The organism is Mesorhizobium sp. M1428, from assembly GCF_040317515.1.
Taxonomy (GTDB): Bacteria; Pseudomonadota; Alphaproteobacteria; order Rhizobiales; family Rhizobiaceae; genus Mesorhizobium.
The window spans coordinates 92,412-110,132 of record NZ_JAMYKT010000006.1; the positions used below are offsets into that span (position 1 = coordinate 92,412).

The window sequence follows — 17,721 nt, forward strand, 5'->3', positions numbered from 1 at the left end:
GCGCGACGTGAACGTTGGTATATATAATTTCATCTCATGAAAGTGGCTCTGGTCGAGTTGCCGAGCCAACAGCCGAGATCATGGGACTTTGATGGTTTGCCCTCAAGACCGGCGATCGATCCGTGGATGACTGCTTCGGCAGCAATCCTTCGGCGATCATGACGCGGCCGGTCCCGCCACATCTTCACCAATTTGGGCACCACCCCGTTTTGCGCCGGCATCCGCTTCGGCAGCATTGTGGCGCCTACGGCCTTGCGCAACGACCAGCTTTTCCAACACAATCAAAAAAAGACGCAAGAAGGGAACTAACGATAATTTCCACCAGAGCTTGACAGGAGAACAAGCATGTCACTTCGGAGCATGATTTCAAATTTCTCAATGGGAGCCTTAACACTTGCCGCCGCAAGTGCACTGACACCTTCGGCCTATGCGGCGGCGCCGGAATCCAACGACCCGATCAAGATCGCGCTGTTCGACTGGACCAGCGTCAATCTGAACGCCAAGATCCTCGGCGGCATCCTCGAAAAGCTCGGCTATACCGTCGAGTACCCGACCGCCGACTATCTCTCCAGCCTGACCACCGGCCTTACCAATGGCGACATCGATGTCGGCCTGGAATTCTGGGACACGACGGCCGGCGAGGCGATGAAGGCCTCGGACGCGACGGGCCAGACCGAACGCCTCGGCAAGCTCGGACCCAAGGCCAAGGAAGAATGGTGGTTTCCCGAATACATGAAAGAGAAATGCCCCGGCCTGCCGAACTGGGAGGCGCTGAAGGACCCAAAATGCGCGGAGGCCTTTTCGACGGCCGAAACGACACCGAAGGGGCGCTATCTCGGCGGCCCGGTGACATGGGAAGGTTTTGACGACGAACGCGTCGAGGCGCTGAAACTGCCCTTCACCGTCATCCATGCCGGCACCGATGCGGCGATGTTCGCCGAACTGGACTCGGCCTATCAGCGCAAGGCGCCGATCATGCTGTGGATCTATTCGCCGCATTGGGCGCCGGCCAAATACAAGGGCGAATGGGTCGAATTCCCCGACTATACGACAGAGTGCTACACCGACCCGAAATGGGGTGTGAACCCCGACGCGAAATATGACTGCGGCAAGCCGCATGGCGAGATCTGGAAATATTCCTGGGCCGGCATGAAGGACAAATGGCCGGTGGCCTACAAGGTCGCGAAAAACTACACGGTCGATACCGACGAGCTCAACAAGATGAGCGGCCAGATCGATCTCGAAGGCAAGACGCCGGAAGACGTCGCCGCCGCCTGGATCGCCGCCCACGAAGCCGACTGGAAAGCCTGGGCCGAGTGACCGTCTGACTGGAAATCCGACGACCCGGCCATTCGTGGCCGGGTCTCGATCCCGTGTTCCAGAAGGACGATCGCATGACCGATACGATTGAACAGGCGGCGAAAGCGGGCAACGATGCCCGCCCGATAAAGCTTGCCTGTCGCAATGTCTGGAAGCTGTTCGGGGCGGACGCAGCCAATTTCATCCGCCGGCGCGACGGCAAGGCCAGCACGGCGGACATCGCCGCCGCCGGACTGGTTGGCGCGGTGCGCGCCGTCGATCTCGAAATCCGCCAGGGCGAGATCTTCATCATCATGGGACTTTCGGGGTCAGGCAAGTCGACGCTGGTGCGCTGCATGTCGCGGCTGATCGAGCCGACCCACGGCAAGGTCGAGTTTGAAGGCAAGGACCTGCTCAAGATTTCCGATGCCGCGCTGATCGAGCTGCGACGCCATCGCATGGGCATGGTTTTCCAGAATTTTGCCTTGCTGCCGCATCTCAACGTACTGGAGAACATCGCCTTTCCCCTGGGCATCCAGGGGCAGGACCGGCCGACGCGCGAGAAGCGGGCCCGTGAAGTCATCGAGCTGGTCGGCTTGCGCGGCCGCGAGCATTTCTATCCGCGCGAGCTTTCCGGCGGCCAGCAGCAGCGAGTCGGCATCGCCCGCAGCCTCGCCACGAAGCCGGAAATCTGGTTCCTCGACGAGCCGTTCTCGGCCCTCGATCCGCTTATCCGCCGTGAGATGCAGGACGAGCTGATGCGGCTGCAGACCATGCTGCACAAGACCATCGTCTTCATCACCCATGATTTCGACGAGGCCATCCGGCTGGCCGATCGTATCGCCATCATGAAGGACGGCGAGGTCATCCAGATCGGCATGCCGGAAGAGCTGGTGGTCAACCCGGCGACCGACTATGTCGCCGAATTCACCCGCGACGTCGACCGCGCCAAGGTGATCTCGGCGCGCAGCCTGATGCGCGCCTGCGACGGCACTGAGTACGGCGGCACGGTCGCGCCGGATGCCAAGATATCAAGTTTTTCGGCAGATATTGTCTCTGCCGGCAAGCCCTTCGCGGTGGTCAACGGCACCGGCAAGCCGATCGGTGAAGTCACGCCGCAGGCGGTGATCGATCTTCTCGCAGGCATCGAGCGTCGTGGGGCCGGCGCATGACCGTCGCGGCAAGCGCCAGCGCAGCGAGGCCCCGGCCGGTTCAAACCTGGCTGGCGATCTGGGCCTGCGCGCTCGCCGCCGTGCTTATCGTCTTCCTGCTGCAGGAAAGCCTGCCCTGGGCGGTCAATTATCCGGCCGGCGCGATCGTTCCTGTCGCAGACTGGGTCGGTGCGCTGATGAACTGGGTGAAGTCGAACTTCTCCTGGCTGACCCGCTCGATCACCGCGGTGCTCGGCGTGCCGCTCGATTTCGCGCTCGGTCTTCTGGCCAAGAATTTCAAGATCGGCCATGGCGCGGATATGATCGTCTTGCCGCGCCTGTCCTGGGTCGGCGTCTGCGCTGCCGCCTATCTTGCCGGGCGCGCCGCCGGCGGCTGGAAGCTGGGCGCGCTGGTCGGCGGCTGTTTTCTCTACATCGCGCTGTTCGGGCAGTGGACCAGCGCCATGCTGACGCTGGGCCTGATCTCGATCGCCGTGCCGTTTTGCATTGTCGCCGGGCTGTTCGCCGGCATCTGGGCATGGCGCAAACCTTGGGCGGAGAGGCTGTTGATCTCCCCTGCCCTCGATCTGATGCAGACGATCCCGACCTTCGCCTATCTGATCCCGATGCTGCTTCTGTTCGGCAACAGCCCGGTCTCGGCAATGATCGCGACGGCAATTTTCGCGACGCCGCCAATGGTGCGGGCGACGATGCTCGGCCTGTCGCGGGTGCCGTCGGAGATCGACGATTTCAGCGAGATGGCCGGCTGCACGGCACGGCAGAAACTGTGGCGGGTGCTGTTGCCGTTGGCGCGGCCGACATTGATGGTCGGCGTCAATCAGGTCATCATGCTGGGGCTCAATATGGTGATCATCGCCTCGATGATCGGCGCCGGTGGGCTCGGCTATGACGTGCTTTTGGCGTTGCGCGCGCTCAGGGTCGGCGAGGCGATGGAAGCTGGCCTCGCGATCGTCGCACTGGCAATTGCCCTCGACCGGCTGAGTCAGGCGATCGCGCACAATTACGCCAAGGGCAATGTCCGCCATCAGGCCAGCACCAGCTTCTGGCGGCGCTATCCCAATCTGACGCTGGCCGTTGCCATCCTCGCCGTCACCACGCTGCTCGGCCTGTTTGTGCCGGCCTTCGCCGCGGTGCCGAAAGCGACCACCTTGACCACCGCGCCTTTGTGGCAGGCGGCGGTGAACTGGACCACCATCAACTTCTTCGACACGATCGAAGCGTTCCGCGTGGCGCTTATCCTCAATGTGCTCAACCCGGTGCGCGCCTTCTGCGAGGGCTTTCCGTGGCTGGGCGCGGTGTGTCTCCTCGGCCTTGCCGGCTACCAGCTCGTCGGCTTGCGCCTCGCCGCCCTGGTTGCGGCATTGACCGCGTTCTGCGCCGTCACCGGCCTTTGGGAAAAGACCATGGCGACGGTCTATTTGTGCGGCATCTCGGCCTTTATCGCCTGCCTGATCGGCATCCCGATCGGGCTCACGGCATCGCGCAGCGACCGCTTCGAAAAGATCGTCACGCCGGTCATCGACACGCTGCAGGTGCTGCCGTCGTTCTGCTTCATCATTCCAGTGGTGATGCTGTTCAGGGTCGGCGACGTCACCGCGATGATCGCCACCGTCGCCTTCGCCGTGGTGCCGGCCATCCGCTATACCAATCACGGTATCCGGCAGGTGCCGCCGGCGCTGATCGAGGCGGCGAAGGTTTCCGGCTGCACCAGGCGGCAGACCTTCTTTCGCGTGCAACTGCCGCTGGCGTTGCCCGAGATCATGCTCGGCGTCAACCAGACCATCCTGATGGCGCTGGCGATGATCATCATCTGCGCGATGGTCGGCACTCGCGATCTCGGCCAGGAGGTGTTCATCGCCCTGTCCAAGGCCGATTCCGGCCGCGGCATCGTCGCCGGCCTGGCCATCGCCTTCATCGGCATCGTCGCAGACCGGCTGTTCAACGCCTGGACGGCGAAGGCTCGGGCAAGGCTGGGATAGTCCGGAACAGGACGGCCTCAGGAAGCTGCCGCCAAGCGCGCCGGTAAACGGGGCACCGATCCCTACGCCTAAAGACATAGCCATTCGGGATTATTGCTCGTTTTTGCCTCACATCGTACGGCTGTCATGGGACGGGTAGGCTCAACAGGAGAGCGGATAATGTCTAAACGCGTTCCCTTTACTACCGGTGATCTAGCAGATCATCAGTGGGGTATCGATGACGCCCTCACAGGCGATCCAAATACGAATATCTTGACCGGCGATGCTGGCGGCAGCCTGCTCGATTTCTCAAGAGGCGGCAACGACACCTTTACGGAAACCGCACCGTCGACCTACACCTTCTACGGCGACGCGGCTCGGAGCTTGTTCAATTTTGCTCGGGGCGGTGACGATACCTTCACCACGGGGCTGTCATCCTCCACCACCACTGCCTTTGGTGACGCGGGCGACGACATGTCGGACCATGGCAGGGGCGGCAACGATACCTTCAACAGTGGAGTGGCAAGGCAGGTAGTCGATACCTTCTATGGTGACGCCGGCGGCAAGATGTTCGGCTATGCCCGGGGCGGGGATGACACTTTCCTGACCAGCACTGTACAAGGAGCTACCCACACCTTCTACGGTGATGCTGGCGGCGAAATGTCGGATCACAGCAAGGGCGGCAACGACACCTTCCAGGGCTCCAGGCAGGCCACGAACACCTTCTTCGGTGACTCCGGCAGCAACATGTCTGGCAACGCGCAGGGCGGCGACGACAACTATACGAGCCGGACCGACTCGCTCAACACTTTCTACGGCGATGCCGGCGGCGATATGTCGGGCAACAGCAAGGGCGGCAACGACACGTTCACGGGCGCCTTCTTTTCCACCAGCACTTTCTTCGGCGATGCCGGCGGTGACATGTCGGACCATGCTCAGGGCGGCGACGACCATTACACGGATCTGGGTGGGGCGATCCCGAACAAAACCCTCTTTGGCGACGCGGGCGGTGATCTTTCCGGTTTTGCCAAAGGCGGCAACGACAACTTCACGAGCGCTGGTGGATCCCTGATAAGTTTCTACGGTGACGCGGGCGCCAACATGTCCGACCACGCTCGCGGTGGCGACGACACGGCCGTGCTGCAAGGCACTCATAACTTAGGGTATGGCGATGCGGGCACGATACTCGGCAACGCTGTGGGCGGCAATGATTCCCTGACTGGCGGCGACAGGAGCTCCGGTCCGGATGTTCTAAGCGAGTTGTACGGTGACGCCCTCGCCATGTCTGGTTCCGCCCAGGGCGGCAACGACATTCTTACCGGGGGCAACAACAACGAAAGCGGCCAGGTCCGTAACTTCCTGTGCGGCGACGCCCTGCAAATGTCCGGTTCGGCCAAAGGTGGAAACGATACCCTGTACGCCGGGAGCGCGGCACCCGGCTGCACCGTCATCAACGACATGTGGGGTGACGGGCAACTGAGCGAACTGGCTCAGGGCGGCAGAGATCAATTCATATTCAAGGACGATGGTTCAATGACGGTCGGAACCCAAAACACCATCTACGACTTCAGCCAGACCCAAGGCGACACCATTGTGTTTAGTGGCGTGGAGGGCGTGCAATCGTTCGATGATCTCACAATTGCGCAAAGTGGAACCGACACCATCATTACCGCGGGAGTCGATCAAGTTACTCTCGCAAACTTTACGAACCCGCTGACGACGAGTGACTTTTTGTTCGTCTGAAAGCGAAGCTCTTATCGCATTCGAAGAGCGGGAATGCGTGAGAATTCGTTGTGCATCGTCGCGCGGCCGGTCGCCCCAATTCTGCTCGACCGGCCGATCGACAATCCAAGCCGCAGTTATGAATCAAGCGGCCAGGAATCTTTCGGTCAAACGAGCCCAGAGCGCTGCGCCGACGGTCAAATTGCCGTCGTTGAAATCATATTTCGAGCTGTGCAGGATGGCTGAATCCTCGCCGTTTCCGAGGCGCAGGAAGCAACCCGGTTGGTGTTCGAGGAAATAAGAAAAATCTTCGCTGCCAGGGATCAACGGGCAGACGGACACCTTGTCCTGACCGACGAGTTCGACAGCGATGTCTGTCGCAAAGGACGTCTCGCGCTCGGAATTGACCACCACCGGGTAGCCGCGCTCGTAATCGATCTCGACCATTGCGCCATGCGCCTGCGCCACAAGTTCTGCGATGTTGCGGATACGCTGCTCAAGCGTGTCGCGGATCTCGGCCGAGAAGGAGCGGACGCTCAGCGTGATCTCGGCGTGTTCCGGGATGACGTTGGAGGCCGTGCCGCCGTGAATGGTGCCGACGGTAACGACAGCCGTCTCGATCGGGTTGACGTTGCGCGACACAACCGTCTGCAGGGTCATGATGATGTTGGCGGCAGCGACGATCGGGTCGACCGTCAGGTGCGGGCGCGAGGCGTGGCCGCCACGCCCGGCGATCCTGATGGTGACGGTATCGCTCGCCGCCATCAGCGGCCCGGCGCGTATCAGGAATGAACCCGCCGGCGCGCCCGGGTGGTTGTGCAGCCCGAATATCGCATCGCAGGGAAAGCGTTCGAACAGGCCGTCGGCGATCATCGCCTGCGCCCCGCTTCCCTTGCCGGCTTCCTCGGCCGGCTGGAAGATGAGGTTGACCGTGCCATTGAAGTGCCTTGTGCGCGCCAGGTATTCGGCCGCGCCGAGCAGCATCGTGGTGTGGCCGTCATGACCGCAGGCGTGCATCTTGCCGCTGGCCTGGCTAGCATAAGGGAGATTGGTCGCTTCGGTGATCGGCAGGGCGTCCATGTCGGCGCGGATGGCGATGCTGCGGCCGCTGCCCTGGCGCAAGCGACCGACGACCCCGAGGCCGCCGACATTGCGCGTCACCTCATAGCCCCAGCTTTCGAGCCGTTCGGCAACGTATGCAGCCGTCTCGTACTCCTGGAAGGAAAGCTCGGGATGCGCGTGCAGGTGCCGGCGAGCCGCCGCAAGCTCGGCAGCCTTGTCGGCGAAGTCGGAAATATCGGCGAACTGGTTGGAGGTCTTTGGCATGGGAGGTCCTTTGCCGGCCGAGCAGGTAATCGCGCCGGCTTTGCTTTAGATGAAACGGCTTAAGAAAGCCCGCGTGCGCGGGTGCCTGGGTTTGGCGAGAACCTCGTCCGGAGGCCCAGCCTCGATCACGTTACCGTCGTCCATGAACACCACCCGATCCGCCGCTTCGCGGGCGAAGCCGATCTCATGCGTGACCACGATCATGGTCAAGCCCTGCCTGGCGAGATCGCGCATGGTGGCGAGCACCTCGCCGACCAGCTCCGGATCGAGCGCCGACGTCGGCTCGTCGAAGAGCATCAGTTTCGGGCGGATGGCGAGCGCACGGGCGATGGCGACGCGCTGCTGCTGGCCGCCTGAAAGCTGGCGCGGATAGGCGTCGATCTTGTCGGCGAGACCGACACGGGTCAGCAGCTCGCGGGCGTAGCCGATCGCCTCCTTGCGGTTCTCCCGGTGAACGCCGACCGGAGCCTCGATGACGTTCTGCAGGGTCGTCATGTGCGGATAGAGATTGAACTGCTGGAACACCATGCCGATCTTGCGCCGCTGCGCGGCGATCGCGCGGTCGGAAAGCTTGTCGAGGCGGCCGTCGCGCAACCGGTAACCGATCTGCTCGCCGTCCACCTCGATCGACCCTTGGTCGATCGCCTCCAGATGATTGATGCATCGCAGGAAGGTTGATTTGCCGGAGCCCGACGGTCCGAGAATAACCACCACCTCGCCAGGCGCGACGTCCAGGTCGATGCCCTTCAGCACCTCGAGTGGGCCGAACGCCTTGTGAACGTTGCGCGCCCGCACCAGGGGCGTCTCATGCGCGCTCATTGGCAGCCTCCAGGGTGGCGGTCGCCGTCTTCTCGCGGGCGCCGCGGTCACCGCGGCTGTAGTGGCGTTCGATCGCGCCCTGCGCGACGTTGAGAACCGAGGTGATCAGCAGATACCAGAGCACTGCAACCATCAGCAGCGGAATGATTTCGAAGGTGCGGTTGTAGATCGACTGCACCGAGTAGAGCAGGTCGGCCATGGCGATGACGCTGACAAGCGACGTCGCCTTGATCATGCTGATCAGCTGATTGCCGGTCGGCGGCACGATCGAGCGCATCGCCTGTGGGATGATGATGCGCCGCAAGGCCCGCGCGCGCGTCATGCCGAAGGCTTCAGCCGTTTCGGCCTGCCCCTTGTCGACCGACAGCAGCCCACCACGGATGATCTCGGCCATGTAGGCGGCCTCGTTCAGCGCCAGACCAAGAACCGCGGCCGTCAAAGGCGTGATCAGGTCGTTGGTGTTCCAACTGGCGAAGCCGATGGAAATGCGCGGAAACAGCGTCGAAAGGTTGTACCACAAGATCAGTTGCACCAGCAGCGGTGTTCCCCGGAAGAACCAGATGAACAGGCCGGAGAGGAAGGATGCCAGCCTGTCCTTCGACATGCGCGCGATGGCGAGCAGCAGGCCGAGCGCGATACCCAGGATCATCGCCACGATCGTCAGGCCGAGCGTTACGGAAAGCCCCTGCATGACCGTCGGATCGAAGAAATACTGAGCGACGACCGGCCAGCCGAAATTCGGGTTGGCCGCAACGATATAGGCGAAGCTGGCCGCCACGGCGACGGTGAACGCCCAGAGCGCCAGCCGGACGATCGGAAACGGCCGGTGGGCTCGTTTGACATCGCGCAGCGCGTCGTCGGGACGTCGCGGCAGCCCGGCCGTGTAGGCAGCGGTCGCGTCGGTCATGGCAGCCTCTACTGGCCCTGGTTGATGCCGGGCGCGTCGATCATGTTCTTCTCGAGGCCCCATTTCTTCATGACCGCGGCGTAGGTGCCGTTCTTCATCAGGATCTTGAACGCGTCGAGCAGCACGCCGCCCAGCGGCGAGCCCTTCTTGACGACGGCGCCTTGATAGATGTCCTTGAAGCCGTTGGCCTGGCCGACCCCGGCGAGTTCCAGCTGGCCCTTCGCCTGCTCGACGAAATAGGTCAGCGGCGCCTGCGAGGAGAAAAATGCGTCGGAGCGTTTCGACCGGACGGCCAGTATCGAGCTCGGCTGGTCGGTGAATGATTGCACCTCGACGGCCGGCTTGCCGCCTTCGGTGCATTTCTGCGCCTGCTGCTTGATGACCTTTTCGGCCGAGCCACCCGACATGACGGCGATGCGCTTGCCGCAAGCGGTGTCGAGCGAGGTGATGCCTTGCGGGTTGCCCTTCTCGACGGTGAAGACGACGTATTCGCGCACCCAATCGATGAAGTCGTTGGATTTCTGGCGGTCGGGATAGTCGCCGACAGGCCCCATCGCGAACTGATAACGGCCGGCATTGATGCCGCTCAGCAACGCCGGCAGGCCGGCGACCGAGGCGTGATCGACCTCGACCCCGAGCAGCTGGCCGATGGCGTCGGAAATGTCCCTGGTTGCCCCGGTCAGTTCGGTGCCGGTGACGATCTCATAGGGCGGGAACGAACCGTTGTTGACGGCTGTGATCTTTCCCGCCGTGCGGATCTCTTCCGGCAGCCGGGCGCGCAAATCCTCGTTCACCGATTGCTTCTGGATATCCTGGGCAAAGCTGGCCTGCGCCAGCATGACGAGCGAGGCGAATATGAAGCTGATTTTCCTCATGGCACTCTCCTTCGTGTTCTTCGTTGTGCGTTGTCAGGCTGCGGTGGCCCGCGACTTGGTCTCAAAAGGAAACAAGGCTTCGGCAGAAATCCGTTCCGCCAGAATGCCTTGGGTATGTAGCTCGGTGACGAAATCCTCGATCATGCGTCGATTGGCGGCCAGGCCGCTGGTGTTCCATGACTGAGGCAGGTCGCGCCCCGCATGAAGCAGCTCCTCGAGGATCCAGGGCGAGGTGTCGGCATATTTTCGGCGCCTTGCCGTCCAGACGCGCTGGCTTTCGTCGATCAGCCTGGCGAGTTCGTGAGGCAGCCAGGGGTGTTCCCTGGCCAGGGCAGCCTTGACGGCGACCAGATGCATGCCCGGGACATAACCGACGTCGGCGAAATAGGCGCGTTCGGCCGCGCGAAAATCGCGCAGCACTTGCCGGAAGCCGGAAGCCGGGCCGAAAAAGCCGTCCGGCATGAAGGGCGTGAAAACAGCGTCGAGCTCGCCTTGCGCCAGCAGTTCCATCATCGGGCGTTCGCCTGGTGCTGCTTCGATGCGCCCCGGCCTGCCGAATCCGTCGAGGCGGTCGGCGATCGGGTGCTCGGATGTCAGCCTGCCGGCGAACCAATAGGCATCCTCGACGCCGACGCCTTCCCGGCGAAGCGCCGCCCGCGTCCATGTGTTGCCGGAATCACGCCAGCCGGTGACGCCGATGCGTTTGCCGGCAAGGTCGGAAAGCTGTTCCAGCGGGCTGGCCTCGACCGTGATGATGCAGCGATGGCGAAAGCCGCGCATGATGAAGCACGGTAGTCCAATCACCGTATCCCGGCCCGAAGCCATGGCCGACACATAACGGCTGAACGAGACCTCCGCCGCATCGTAGTTCGGATCGGTGCCGAGATCCGCGATCAGCGTGGCGACGCGGTCAACCTTCACCGACAGGCGGCTCGACGTGACGTCACCCAGCACCAAAGGGGTGAGGTAGTCCCAATCGCGGGTGGCTATAGTGATGGAGACGGGCATCGGCGTGAACTTCAAAGCTATGTTTGACCGGCGATTGGTAAATGTTTATTTTTGACCGATCAAATGTTATTATGTTACTGAACATTAGCTTTGACGGTCGCGGGTGCCGATGGATTTCGATGCAGGATGGTTCGCTGAACGCCTTGGCGACCGCACGATGCGCGGCATCGCGCGCGAGACCAGTGCGCTGATCAGAAGCGGCGCGCTGCCTGTCGGTGCAAAACTTCCGCCGGTGCGCGATCTGGCCTATGTGCTCGGCGTCAGCCCGGCGACTGTCTCGCAAGCGTGGAGCGAGCTGCGGCGCTACAAGATCATCGGCGGCCGCGGACGCAACGGCACCTGGATCATGGGCAACCGCTTTGCCGCCCGGCCGGAGCGCCACATGAGCGGCGGCAATTACGGTGCGGACGTTTTGAACCTGGCGATCGCGGAGCCCGATGTGCAGCTCTTGCCGCCGCTCGGCATCGCGCTGGCGCATGGCGCGCGCGCCGAAAAGCTCAACAGCTACGAGCGAGTGCGCATCCTGCCCGAGCTGGAGGCCGCAGTGCGCCCGTCATGGCCGTACGATCCCGGGGCGTTCCTGGCTACCAATGGCGGCTACAACGCCATCTACACCTTGCTGCATGCGCTGGTCCCACCGGGGGCGCCGGTGGCCATCGAGAACCCGACGGCGCTTCGCCTGCTCGACATCCTCGAAGATCTCGACGTGCCGATCATCCCGGTGGACTGCGACAGCGACGGCCCCTTGCCGGAGGCACTCGCCAACGCGCTGCGGCAGCGGCCCGTCGCGTTCCTGTTCCAGCCGCGCGTCCATTCGGTGACCGGCGCCTGCATGTCGTCGGCGCGGCTGGAAGTCATCGGCGACCTGCTCGCCGGCACCGACGTGCTGATTGTCGAAGATGACGGCGTCGGCGATATTGCCTCGGCGCCGCGCATTTCGCTGGGCCGGCGTTTTCCCGATCGCGTCGTCCATATCCTGTCCTATTCCAAGACCCATGGCCCGGACCTGCGGCTCGCCGTGCTGTCCGGATCCGCGACGATCGTCGAGCAGATCCAGTCCTATCGCAGCTTCAGCTCGGGATGGACCAGCCGTATCCTGCAGGCGGCCACCGCCTGGCTGCTGCAAGACCCGGCCACGGCTGCCCTCGTTGAGCAGGCGAAGGAGGTGTATCGTCACCGCCGCGAACGGCTCGCCGGCGAACTGGCGAAACGCGATGTCGCGATCGACGCCGGATATGGTCTCAGCGTCCTCATTCCGGTTGCTTCGGAACCCTACGCGATGGTCACGCTGGCCGCCCACGGCATCGCGGTCCATGCCGGAGCGAAGTTTTCGACCGGAAAAACGAACGCTGTCCGCGTCGCGACCAGCATCCTGGACGAGGAGCACCTCGAGCACGTCGCAAATTCCCTGGCGCTGGCAGCCGACCCGGCGCGGGAAGTTGTCTGAGGCAAGGCAATCGTCGTTCGGACTGCCTACTCCGCCGCCACGCCCTTCACCTCGAGATAGCTCTCCATCGAATCGTCCATCGCTTGCAGCCAGGGCGTATGGTGCAGCGGCGCCATCGTGCCGGTCATCAGTGAGCGATAGGAATGGTCGCGGAAGCCCATAATGTCTTCCGCCTTGTGGTGCTCCCATTCCATGAAGGTCTGATTGACCGCCTCGACGTCGAAGCCCGGATAGTCGGTCTGCTCCATCAGCTCCCTGGTGTAGTCGCCCTGGAACCAGATCATCTGCTCGGCGTCTTCCAGCGTTTCCTCGCGTGCCCGCCATTTCTGGCCGTGCTCGGCCATTGCTTCGGCCGAGGGCAGCTTGATGCGACCCATGATGACGTCGCGGGCGAACCAGGCCTGCGCGTCGAACATGTTGAAGGTGTAGAACTGGTCCTGCATGCCGATATAGGACAGCTTCGGGTTTTTCTCCCAGACGACGCCCTCGTAGAGCCCGTCCGGCCACATGCGGTTGGCGGTCTTCAGCTTCAGGTCTTCGGTCAGGAACGGGAAGGAATGGAGGTAGCCGGTGCACAGGATGATGGCGTCGACGTCTTTGGTGCTGCCGTCCTTGAAATGCGCCGTCTTGCCGACGACCTTCTGCAGCAGCGGCACTTCCTTCCAGTTCTCCGGCCATCTGAAGCCCATCGGCTTCGAGCGGTAGCTCGAGGTGATCGATCGGGCGCCGTATTTGTAGCATTGCGAGCCGATGTCCTCGGCCGAATAGGAGCGGCCGATGATCAAGATGTCCTTGCCCTTGAATTCCATCGCGTCGCGGAAATCGTGGCTGTGCAGGATGCGGCCGTTGAAGGTCGAGAAGCCCTCGAAATAGGGAACGTTGGGCACGGAGAAATGGCCCGAAGCGACGACGACATTGTCGAACTCTTCCGAGTACGTGACGTCGTTGGTGCGGTCATGCGCGGTGACGGTGAATTTTTTTGTCGTTTCGGAAAAGGTGACCATGCGCACCGGGCTGTTGAAGCGCACCCATTGGCGCACGCCGGATTTTTCGACACGGCCCTTGATGTAGTCCCACAGCACGGCGCGCGGCGGATAGGAGCCGATCGGCCGGCCGAAATGCTCCTCGAACGTATAGTCGGCGAATTCCAGGCATTCCTTCGGGCCGTTCGACCAGAGGTAACGGTACATCGAGCCGTGCACCGGGTCGCCGTGCTCGTCGAGGCCGGTGCGCCAGGTGTAGTTCCACAGGCCGCCCCAGTCGGACTGCTTTTCGAAGCAGACGATCTCGGGAATATCGGCGCCCTTGTCGGCAGCCGACTTGAAGGCCCTGAGCTGGGCCATGCCGGACGGCCCGGCTCCGATGACGGCAACACGATCTTTCATTGCGGGCCTCCCGATCTCATTTCCCTAACGAAACAAATTTCACTGACAGGACAGTAATTGCCCCTTCGATGCTGTCAACAGGGCTTGTCGCGAAACCCTCGTTTCACCACGCTGGATTTCCAAGCGAGGCCCGACCTCGGGAGAAATCCGGACCGCTGACAAGTCGCCACAAGTGGCTTGCCGTAGCAGTTGCGCTTCTGTATCGGCACCGAATATGTTCACCGTGAGTGAAATGAATCGGCAAGGTCCGGGGTGGCGAAATGGCGAGAAAAGCATCCAGTCTGAAGCATGATGCCGGCGCCGCGGCGGGCAGAGCCAAACCCGCCGCGATCGAGCCGCGCAAGATACGCGTGCCGCTCACCCAGAACCCGCACGCCATTCGCGACACCCGCGAAAAAGTGCTCGAGGTCGCGATCGGCCGCGAGGTGCGGGCATTCCGCAAGAAGCTCGGTATCACCGTCGCCGATCTGGCTGCCGCCACGGACATTTCGCTTGGCATGCTGTCGAAGATCGAGAACGGCATCACCTCGCCGTCACTGACCACGTTGCAGGCGCTGTCGCGGGCACTCGGTGTTCCCGTCACCGCCTTCTTCCGCCGCTTCGAGGAAGAGCGCAGCGCCGTCTTCGTCAAGGCCGGCGAAGGCCTCGACGTCGAGCGCCGCGGCACGCGCGCCGGCCACCAGTACAATCTGCTCGGCCATATCGGCTCCAACACCAGCGGCGTCGTCGTCGAACCCTATCTGATCACGCTGACCGAGGATTCCGACGTGTTCCCGACCTTCCAGCACGAGGGCATGGAATTCCTCTATATGCTCGAAGGCGAGGTGGTTTACCGGCACGGCAGCAATCTCTACCCGATGAAGCCCGGCGACAGCCTGTTCTTCGACGCCGACGCGCCACACGGGCCGGAAGTGCTGAGCGTCCTTCCGATGCGCTATTTGTCGATCATCTGCTATCCGCAGAGCGCGGGGTGAGTTGGCAATCTCCCCCTTGTGGGGGAGATGTCCGGCAGGACAGAGGGGGGCGCTGTCCCGCCGACATCTCGATCGGTCGCAAATTGCAGCCTCAGATTGTTCTAGGCTGGTCGTAATATGAACGAGGTTGGCGATCCTTCGCGCCCCCCTCTGCCCTGCCGGGCATCTCCCCCACGAGGGGGGAGATCGGCAGCTTCGGCGACGGCAGCAGTCAATCCGGCCCGAAACCCGGCGACGTCACACTCCCATCATCCAATTTCGACAGCCATTCGACCAGCGTCGTCCGGTAGCGCGTCAGGCCTTTGTAATTAGCGAGTTCGTCGGGGAGGTCGCGGATGACGCGGTGCAGGCGCCGAGCCCATTTCGGCTGCGTCACCAGCTCGTCCATCTTGATCAGGTAGCAGCGGATCGGGAAGACGATCGCATTCGAGCGCGGCAGCCGCCAGAAACTCTGCAGCTCGACGCGCAGATGCACCTTGTCGCCGACATTTTCCGGCGTCACCGTCGCGCGGTCCGGACCCCATTTGTGATAATTTTCCGGGCTGGTATCGAGGCGCGGATTGATGGTCATCGTCCAGTTCAGCCGCCGTGCCGGCTTGCCCTGCTGGATGTTGGTGAGGAACTTCAGCGCCCGGACGAATATGCCCTTCTCATGCGCCAGCGGCACCGGCGCGTGCCATTCGAAGAAGTTCATGCCGATGTCGAAATCGAGCGACCAGTCGGCCTGGGTGGTGACCATGCCGGCATCCATCCACAGATTGCCGTCGCGCTGGTCGAGGATGCAAAAATCACCCTGGCTCTGCCGGGTGATGTATTCCATCGGCCCATAGGGCAGCGTCGAGACGTCGCCGAAGGTGAAGCTGTCGTCGATGCCGAGCGGCCGGTTGATCCAGCGCCAGCGATCGCCGTCGCGGATCAGCGTGAAATGCTCGGGATAGCCCAGCGCCTGCTGCTCCATCAGCAATTCGAGCAGGTCCCAGCCGGCCAGCGTCATGTGCGGCAGCGACTGGCAGCGCAGCGGGTCCTCGACGAGCACCAAAGCGCGGTCCTGCATTTCGGCGACATAGTGCTCGTCGACGTCGATCAAATTCTCCAGCACGCTGCCCTTCGGCCCGACGACATGCGGCTCGATGTTGACCGCATACATGTAGCTGTCCTCGTGGAACGGGAACGGGAACCGCCTGATGTGCTCGGGGCTGTTCCTGAAGGTGAAGTCGTCGCGGAAGGTTTCCTTGCGAAAGGTAATGCCCAAGCTCGCCTCCTATCTTTCCAGCACCAGCGACCTGCCCTCGAAGCGCGACACGCAGGGCATGATCTTGCAGCCCGAACGGTGGTCTTCCTCGCTCAGCCAGTGATCGTTGTGGATGAATTTGCCGTCATGCGACATGACGTTGGTCTCGCATTGGCCGCAGACGCCGCCGCGGCACAGATAGGGCGGATCGACGCCGGCCGCCTCGATCGCCTCGAGCAGGCTCTGCTGCTCGTCGACACAGATGGTCTTGCCGCTGAGCGCCAGCGTCACGTCGAAAGGGGCGCCGGGCTGCGGCGCCGCGAAATGCTCGAAATGCACGGTCTCGGGAGGCCAGCCGAGAGCGGCGGCACGCTCGCGCACCCAGCCGATCATGCCGGACGGGCCGCAGACGTAGAGATGCGTGCCGAGCGGCTGCGACGACAACAGCCGGTCGAGATCGACGCGCTCGTCGCGGTCGTCGTGATAGAGTCTGACCCGGCGGTCGTAGCGCTCCCTCAGCAGGTCGGCATAGGTGCCGAGCGAGGCGGTGCGGCAGGTGTAATGCAATTCGAAATTGCCGCCTTCCGCCGCCAGCTGCGCGGTCTGCGCCATGAACGGGGTGATGCCGATGCCGCCGGCCAGCATCAGATGCTTCCTGGCGCGCAGATCGAGCGAGAACAGGTTGACGGGATAGCTGACCACCATCTCCGTGCCCGGCCTGACCTGCCTGTGCATGAACAGCGAGCCGCCGCGGCCGGCGTCGTCGCGGCGAACCGAGATGGTGTATTCGCGGGTGTCGAGCGGCGAGCCCATCAGCGAATAGGGATTGAGCCTGGTGCGCTCGCCATCGCGCATCTCGACGACGACATGGGCGCCGCCGGAAAAGGTCGGCAAAAGCTCGCCGTCGCGCCTGCGGAAATGAAAGCGCGTGACCAGTTCGTTGACCGGGACGACATCGCTGACAACGACATCGAGCTTGGTGGTGCCGGTGCTCATCGAAAGACCTCCTCGATCGGAGGAATTTCGCTGCGATCCTCGGCGTTGATGCAGACGCCCTGGAAGGCGGCGAGCCGCCGCGAATAGTGGTCGCGCACCAGAAGCAAGAGGCCGCAATGCGAACAGGTCGCCGGCTGCGTCGTCACGTTCTCGGTGATGCCCTTGCAATGGACGCACTGCATGCGGCGCGCCAGCGAGCCGCGATGCTCGGTCTGGATCGAGGTGTGGTCGATGCCGGCTTCGAGCGCCGCCTGCATGGCCTGGCCGATCAGCCCTTCGGTGCCGGCAAGATAGAGCCTGAGGCCCATATGCGCATTGGCCAGCGTCTGCTTCAGCCGCGGCAAAGCGCTGGCGAAGGAATGGCCGAGGTAGAACTGCGCCGGCTTCAGCGCTTCGAGCATATCGGCATATTTGCCGTCGCGGCCGGGAATGAAGATGATGTGGGCGCCGCCGAAGAAATCCGCCGGTGCCTTGGCGGCCAGATCGGCGATCGCCAGCGCTCCCTCTGCATCCGCTATGAAAAGATGATGCTTGCCGGGCTGCGGAGACAGGGTCCCATAGACCGGCCGGCTGATGATGCTTTTCGCTGCCATACCCGCAGT

At 62.8% G+C, this 17,721-nt stretch carries 15 protein-coding genes; 6 read left to right on the plus strand and 9 right to left on the minus strand.

Annotated elements, in window-relative coordinates; genetic code table 11:
* Positions 1–345: 345 nt before the first annotated feature.
* The 4 genes from NKG60_RS10815 (at position 346) to NKG60_RS10830 (ending at position 6,172) form a co-directional block, all read left to right on the plus strand.
* A complete protein-coding gene (locus tag NKG60_RS10815; RefSeq protein WP_292653893.1) occupies positions 346–1,320 on the plus strand; it encodes an ABC transporter substrate-binding protein in 975 nt (324 codons plus the stop codon).
* A gap of 74 nt (positions 1,321–1,394) precedes the next feature.
* Entirely contained in the window at positions 1,395–2,471 is a 1,077-nt protein-coding gene (locus tag NKG60_RS10820) for a quaternary amine ABC transporter ATP-binding protein (RefSeq protein WP_352660793.1), read from the plus strand.
* A complete protein-coding gene (locus NKG60_RS10825; protein ID WP_352660791.1) occupies positions 2,468–4,450 on the plus strand; it encodes an ABC transporter permease in 1,983 nt (660 codons plus the stop codon). The genes NKG60_RS10820 and NKG60_RS10825 overlap by 4 nt, the downstream gene beginning before the upstream one ends.
* A gap of 159 nt (positions 4,451–4,609) precedes the next feature.
* Positions 4,610–6,172: a hypothetical protein gene (locus NKG60_RS10830; protein WP_352660789.1), complete on the plus strand. Its 1,563-nt coding sequence runs from the start codon at positions 4,610–4,612 to the stop codon at positions 6,170–6,172.
* Positions 6,173–6,295: 123 nt separating this feature from the next.
* Here the strand turns inward: NKG60_RS10830 and NKG60_RS10835 are convergent, their stop codons facing one another.
* From NKG60_RS10835 to NKG60_RS10855, 5 genes are read right to left on the minus strand one after another with little or no spacing between them, the layout of a single operon-like run.
* Positions 6,296–7,477 (minus strand): M20 aminoacylase family protein, encoded by a 1,182-nt coding sequence (locus NKG60_RS10835; RefSeq protein WP_352660786.1) that lies wholly within the window; start codon positions 7,475–7,477, stop codon positions 6,296–6,298.
* Positions 7,478–7,522: 45 nt separating this feature from the next.
* Positions 7,523–8,296, minus strand: coding sequence for an amino acid ABC transporter ATP-binding protein (locus NKG60_RS10840; protein WP_352660783.1), 774 nt, complete (start codon positions 8,294–8,296; stop codon positions 7,523–7,525).
* Positions 8,283–9,203: an amino acid ABC transporter permease gene (locus NKG60_RS10845; protein WP_352660780.1), complete on the minus strand. Its 921-nt coding sequence runs from the start codon at positions 9,201–9,203 to the stop codon at positions 8,283–8,285. The genes NKG60_RS10840 and NKG60_RS10845 overlap by 14 nt, the downstream gene beginning before the upstream one ends.
* 8 nt (positions 9,204–9,211) lie before the next feature.
* The gene (locus NKG60_RS10850; protein ID WP_352974917.1) at positions 9,212–10,078 is read right to left on the minus strand and encodes an ABC transporter substrate-binding protein; all 867 of its coding nucleotides are present in this window, start codon (positions 10,076–10,078) and stop codon (positions 9,212–9,214) included.
* Positions 10,079–10,111: 33 nt separating this feature from the next.
* A complete protein-coding gene (locus NKG60_RS10855) occupies positions 10,112–11,086 on the minus strand; it encodes a substrate-binding domain-containing protein (RefSeq protein ID WP_352660774.1) in 975 nt (324 codons plus the stop codon).
* Positions 11,087–11,195: 109 nt separating this feature from the next.
* Between NKG60_RS10855 and NKG60_RS10860 the strand changes: the two genes are divergently transcribed.
* Complete coding sequence (locus NKG60_RS10860; protein WP_352660771.1) at positions 11,196–12,533, plus strand: aminotransferase-like domain-containing protein; 1,338 nt, start codon at positions 11,196–11,198, stop codon at positions 12,531–12,533.
* Positions 12,534–12,559: 26 nt separating this feature from the next.
* Here NKG60_RS10860 and NKG60_RS10865 read toward each other — a convergent pair whose 3' ends face one another.
* Entirely contained in the window at positions 12,560–13,918 is a 1,359-nt protein-coding gene (locus NKG60_RS10865; protein WP_352660768.1) for a trimethylamine monooxygenase, read from the minus strand.
* Between the two features lie 260 nt (positions 13,919–14,178).
* On the opposite strand from NKG60_RS10865, the gene NKG60_RS10870 reads away from it, so the two are divergent.
* Complete coding sequence (locus NKG60_RS10870) at positions 14,179–14,892, plus strand: helix-turn-helix domain-containing protein (RefSeq protein WP_352660765.1); 714 nt, start codon at positions 14,179–14,181, stop codon at positions 14,890–14,892.
* A gap of 211 nt (positions 14,893–15,103) precedes the next feature.
* Here NKG60_RS10870 and NKG60_RS10875 read toward each other — a convergent pair whose 3' ends face one another.
* Genes NKG60_RS10875 through NKG60_RS10885 form a run of 3 tightly spaced genes read right to left on the minus strand, consistent with a single transcriptional unit; the run spans position 15,104 to position 17,712 of the window.
* Entirely contained in the window at positions 15,104–16,144 is a 1,041-nt protein-coding gene (locus tag NKG60_RS10875; protein WP_352660762.1) for a heme-dependent oxidative N-demethylase family protein, read from the minus strand.
* Between the two features lie 9 nt (positions 16,145–16,153).
* Positions 16,154–17,119, minus strand: coding sequence for a PDR/VanB family oxidoreductase (locus NKG60_RS10880; RefSeq protein WP_352660759.1), 966 nt, complete (start codon positions 17,117–17,119; stop codon positions 16,154–16,156).
* Positions 17,116–17,712, minus strand: coding sequence for a dimethylamine monooxygenase subunit DmmA family protein (locus NKG60_RS10885; protein ID WP_352660756.1), 597 nt, complete (start codon positions 17,710–17,712; stop codon positions 17,116–17,118). Before NKG60_RS10885 ends, NKG60_RS10880 begins: the two co-directional genes overlap by 4 nt.
* Positions 17,713–17,721: the final 9 nt, after the last annotated feature.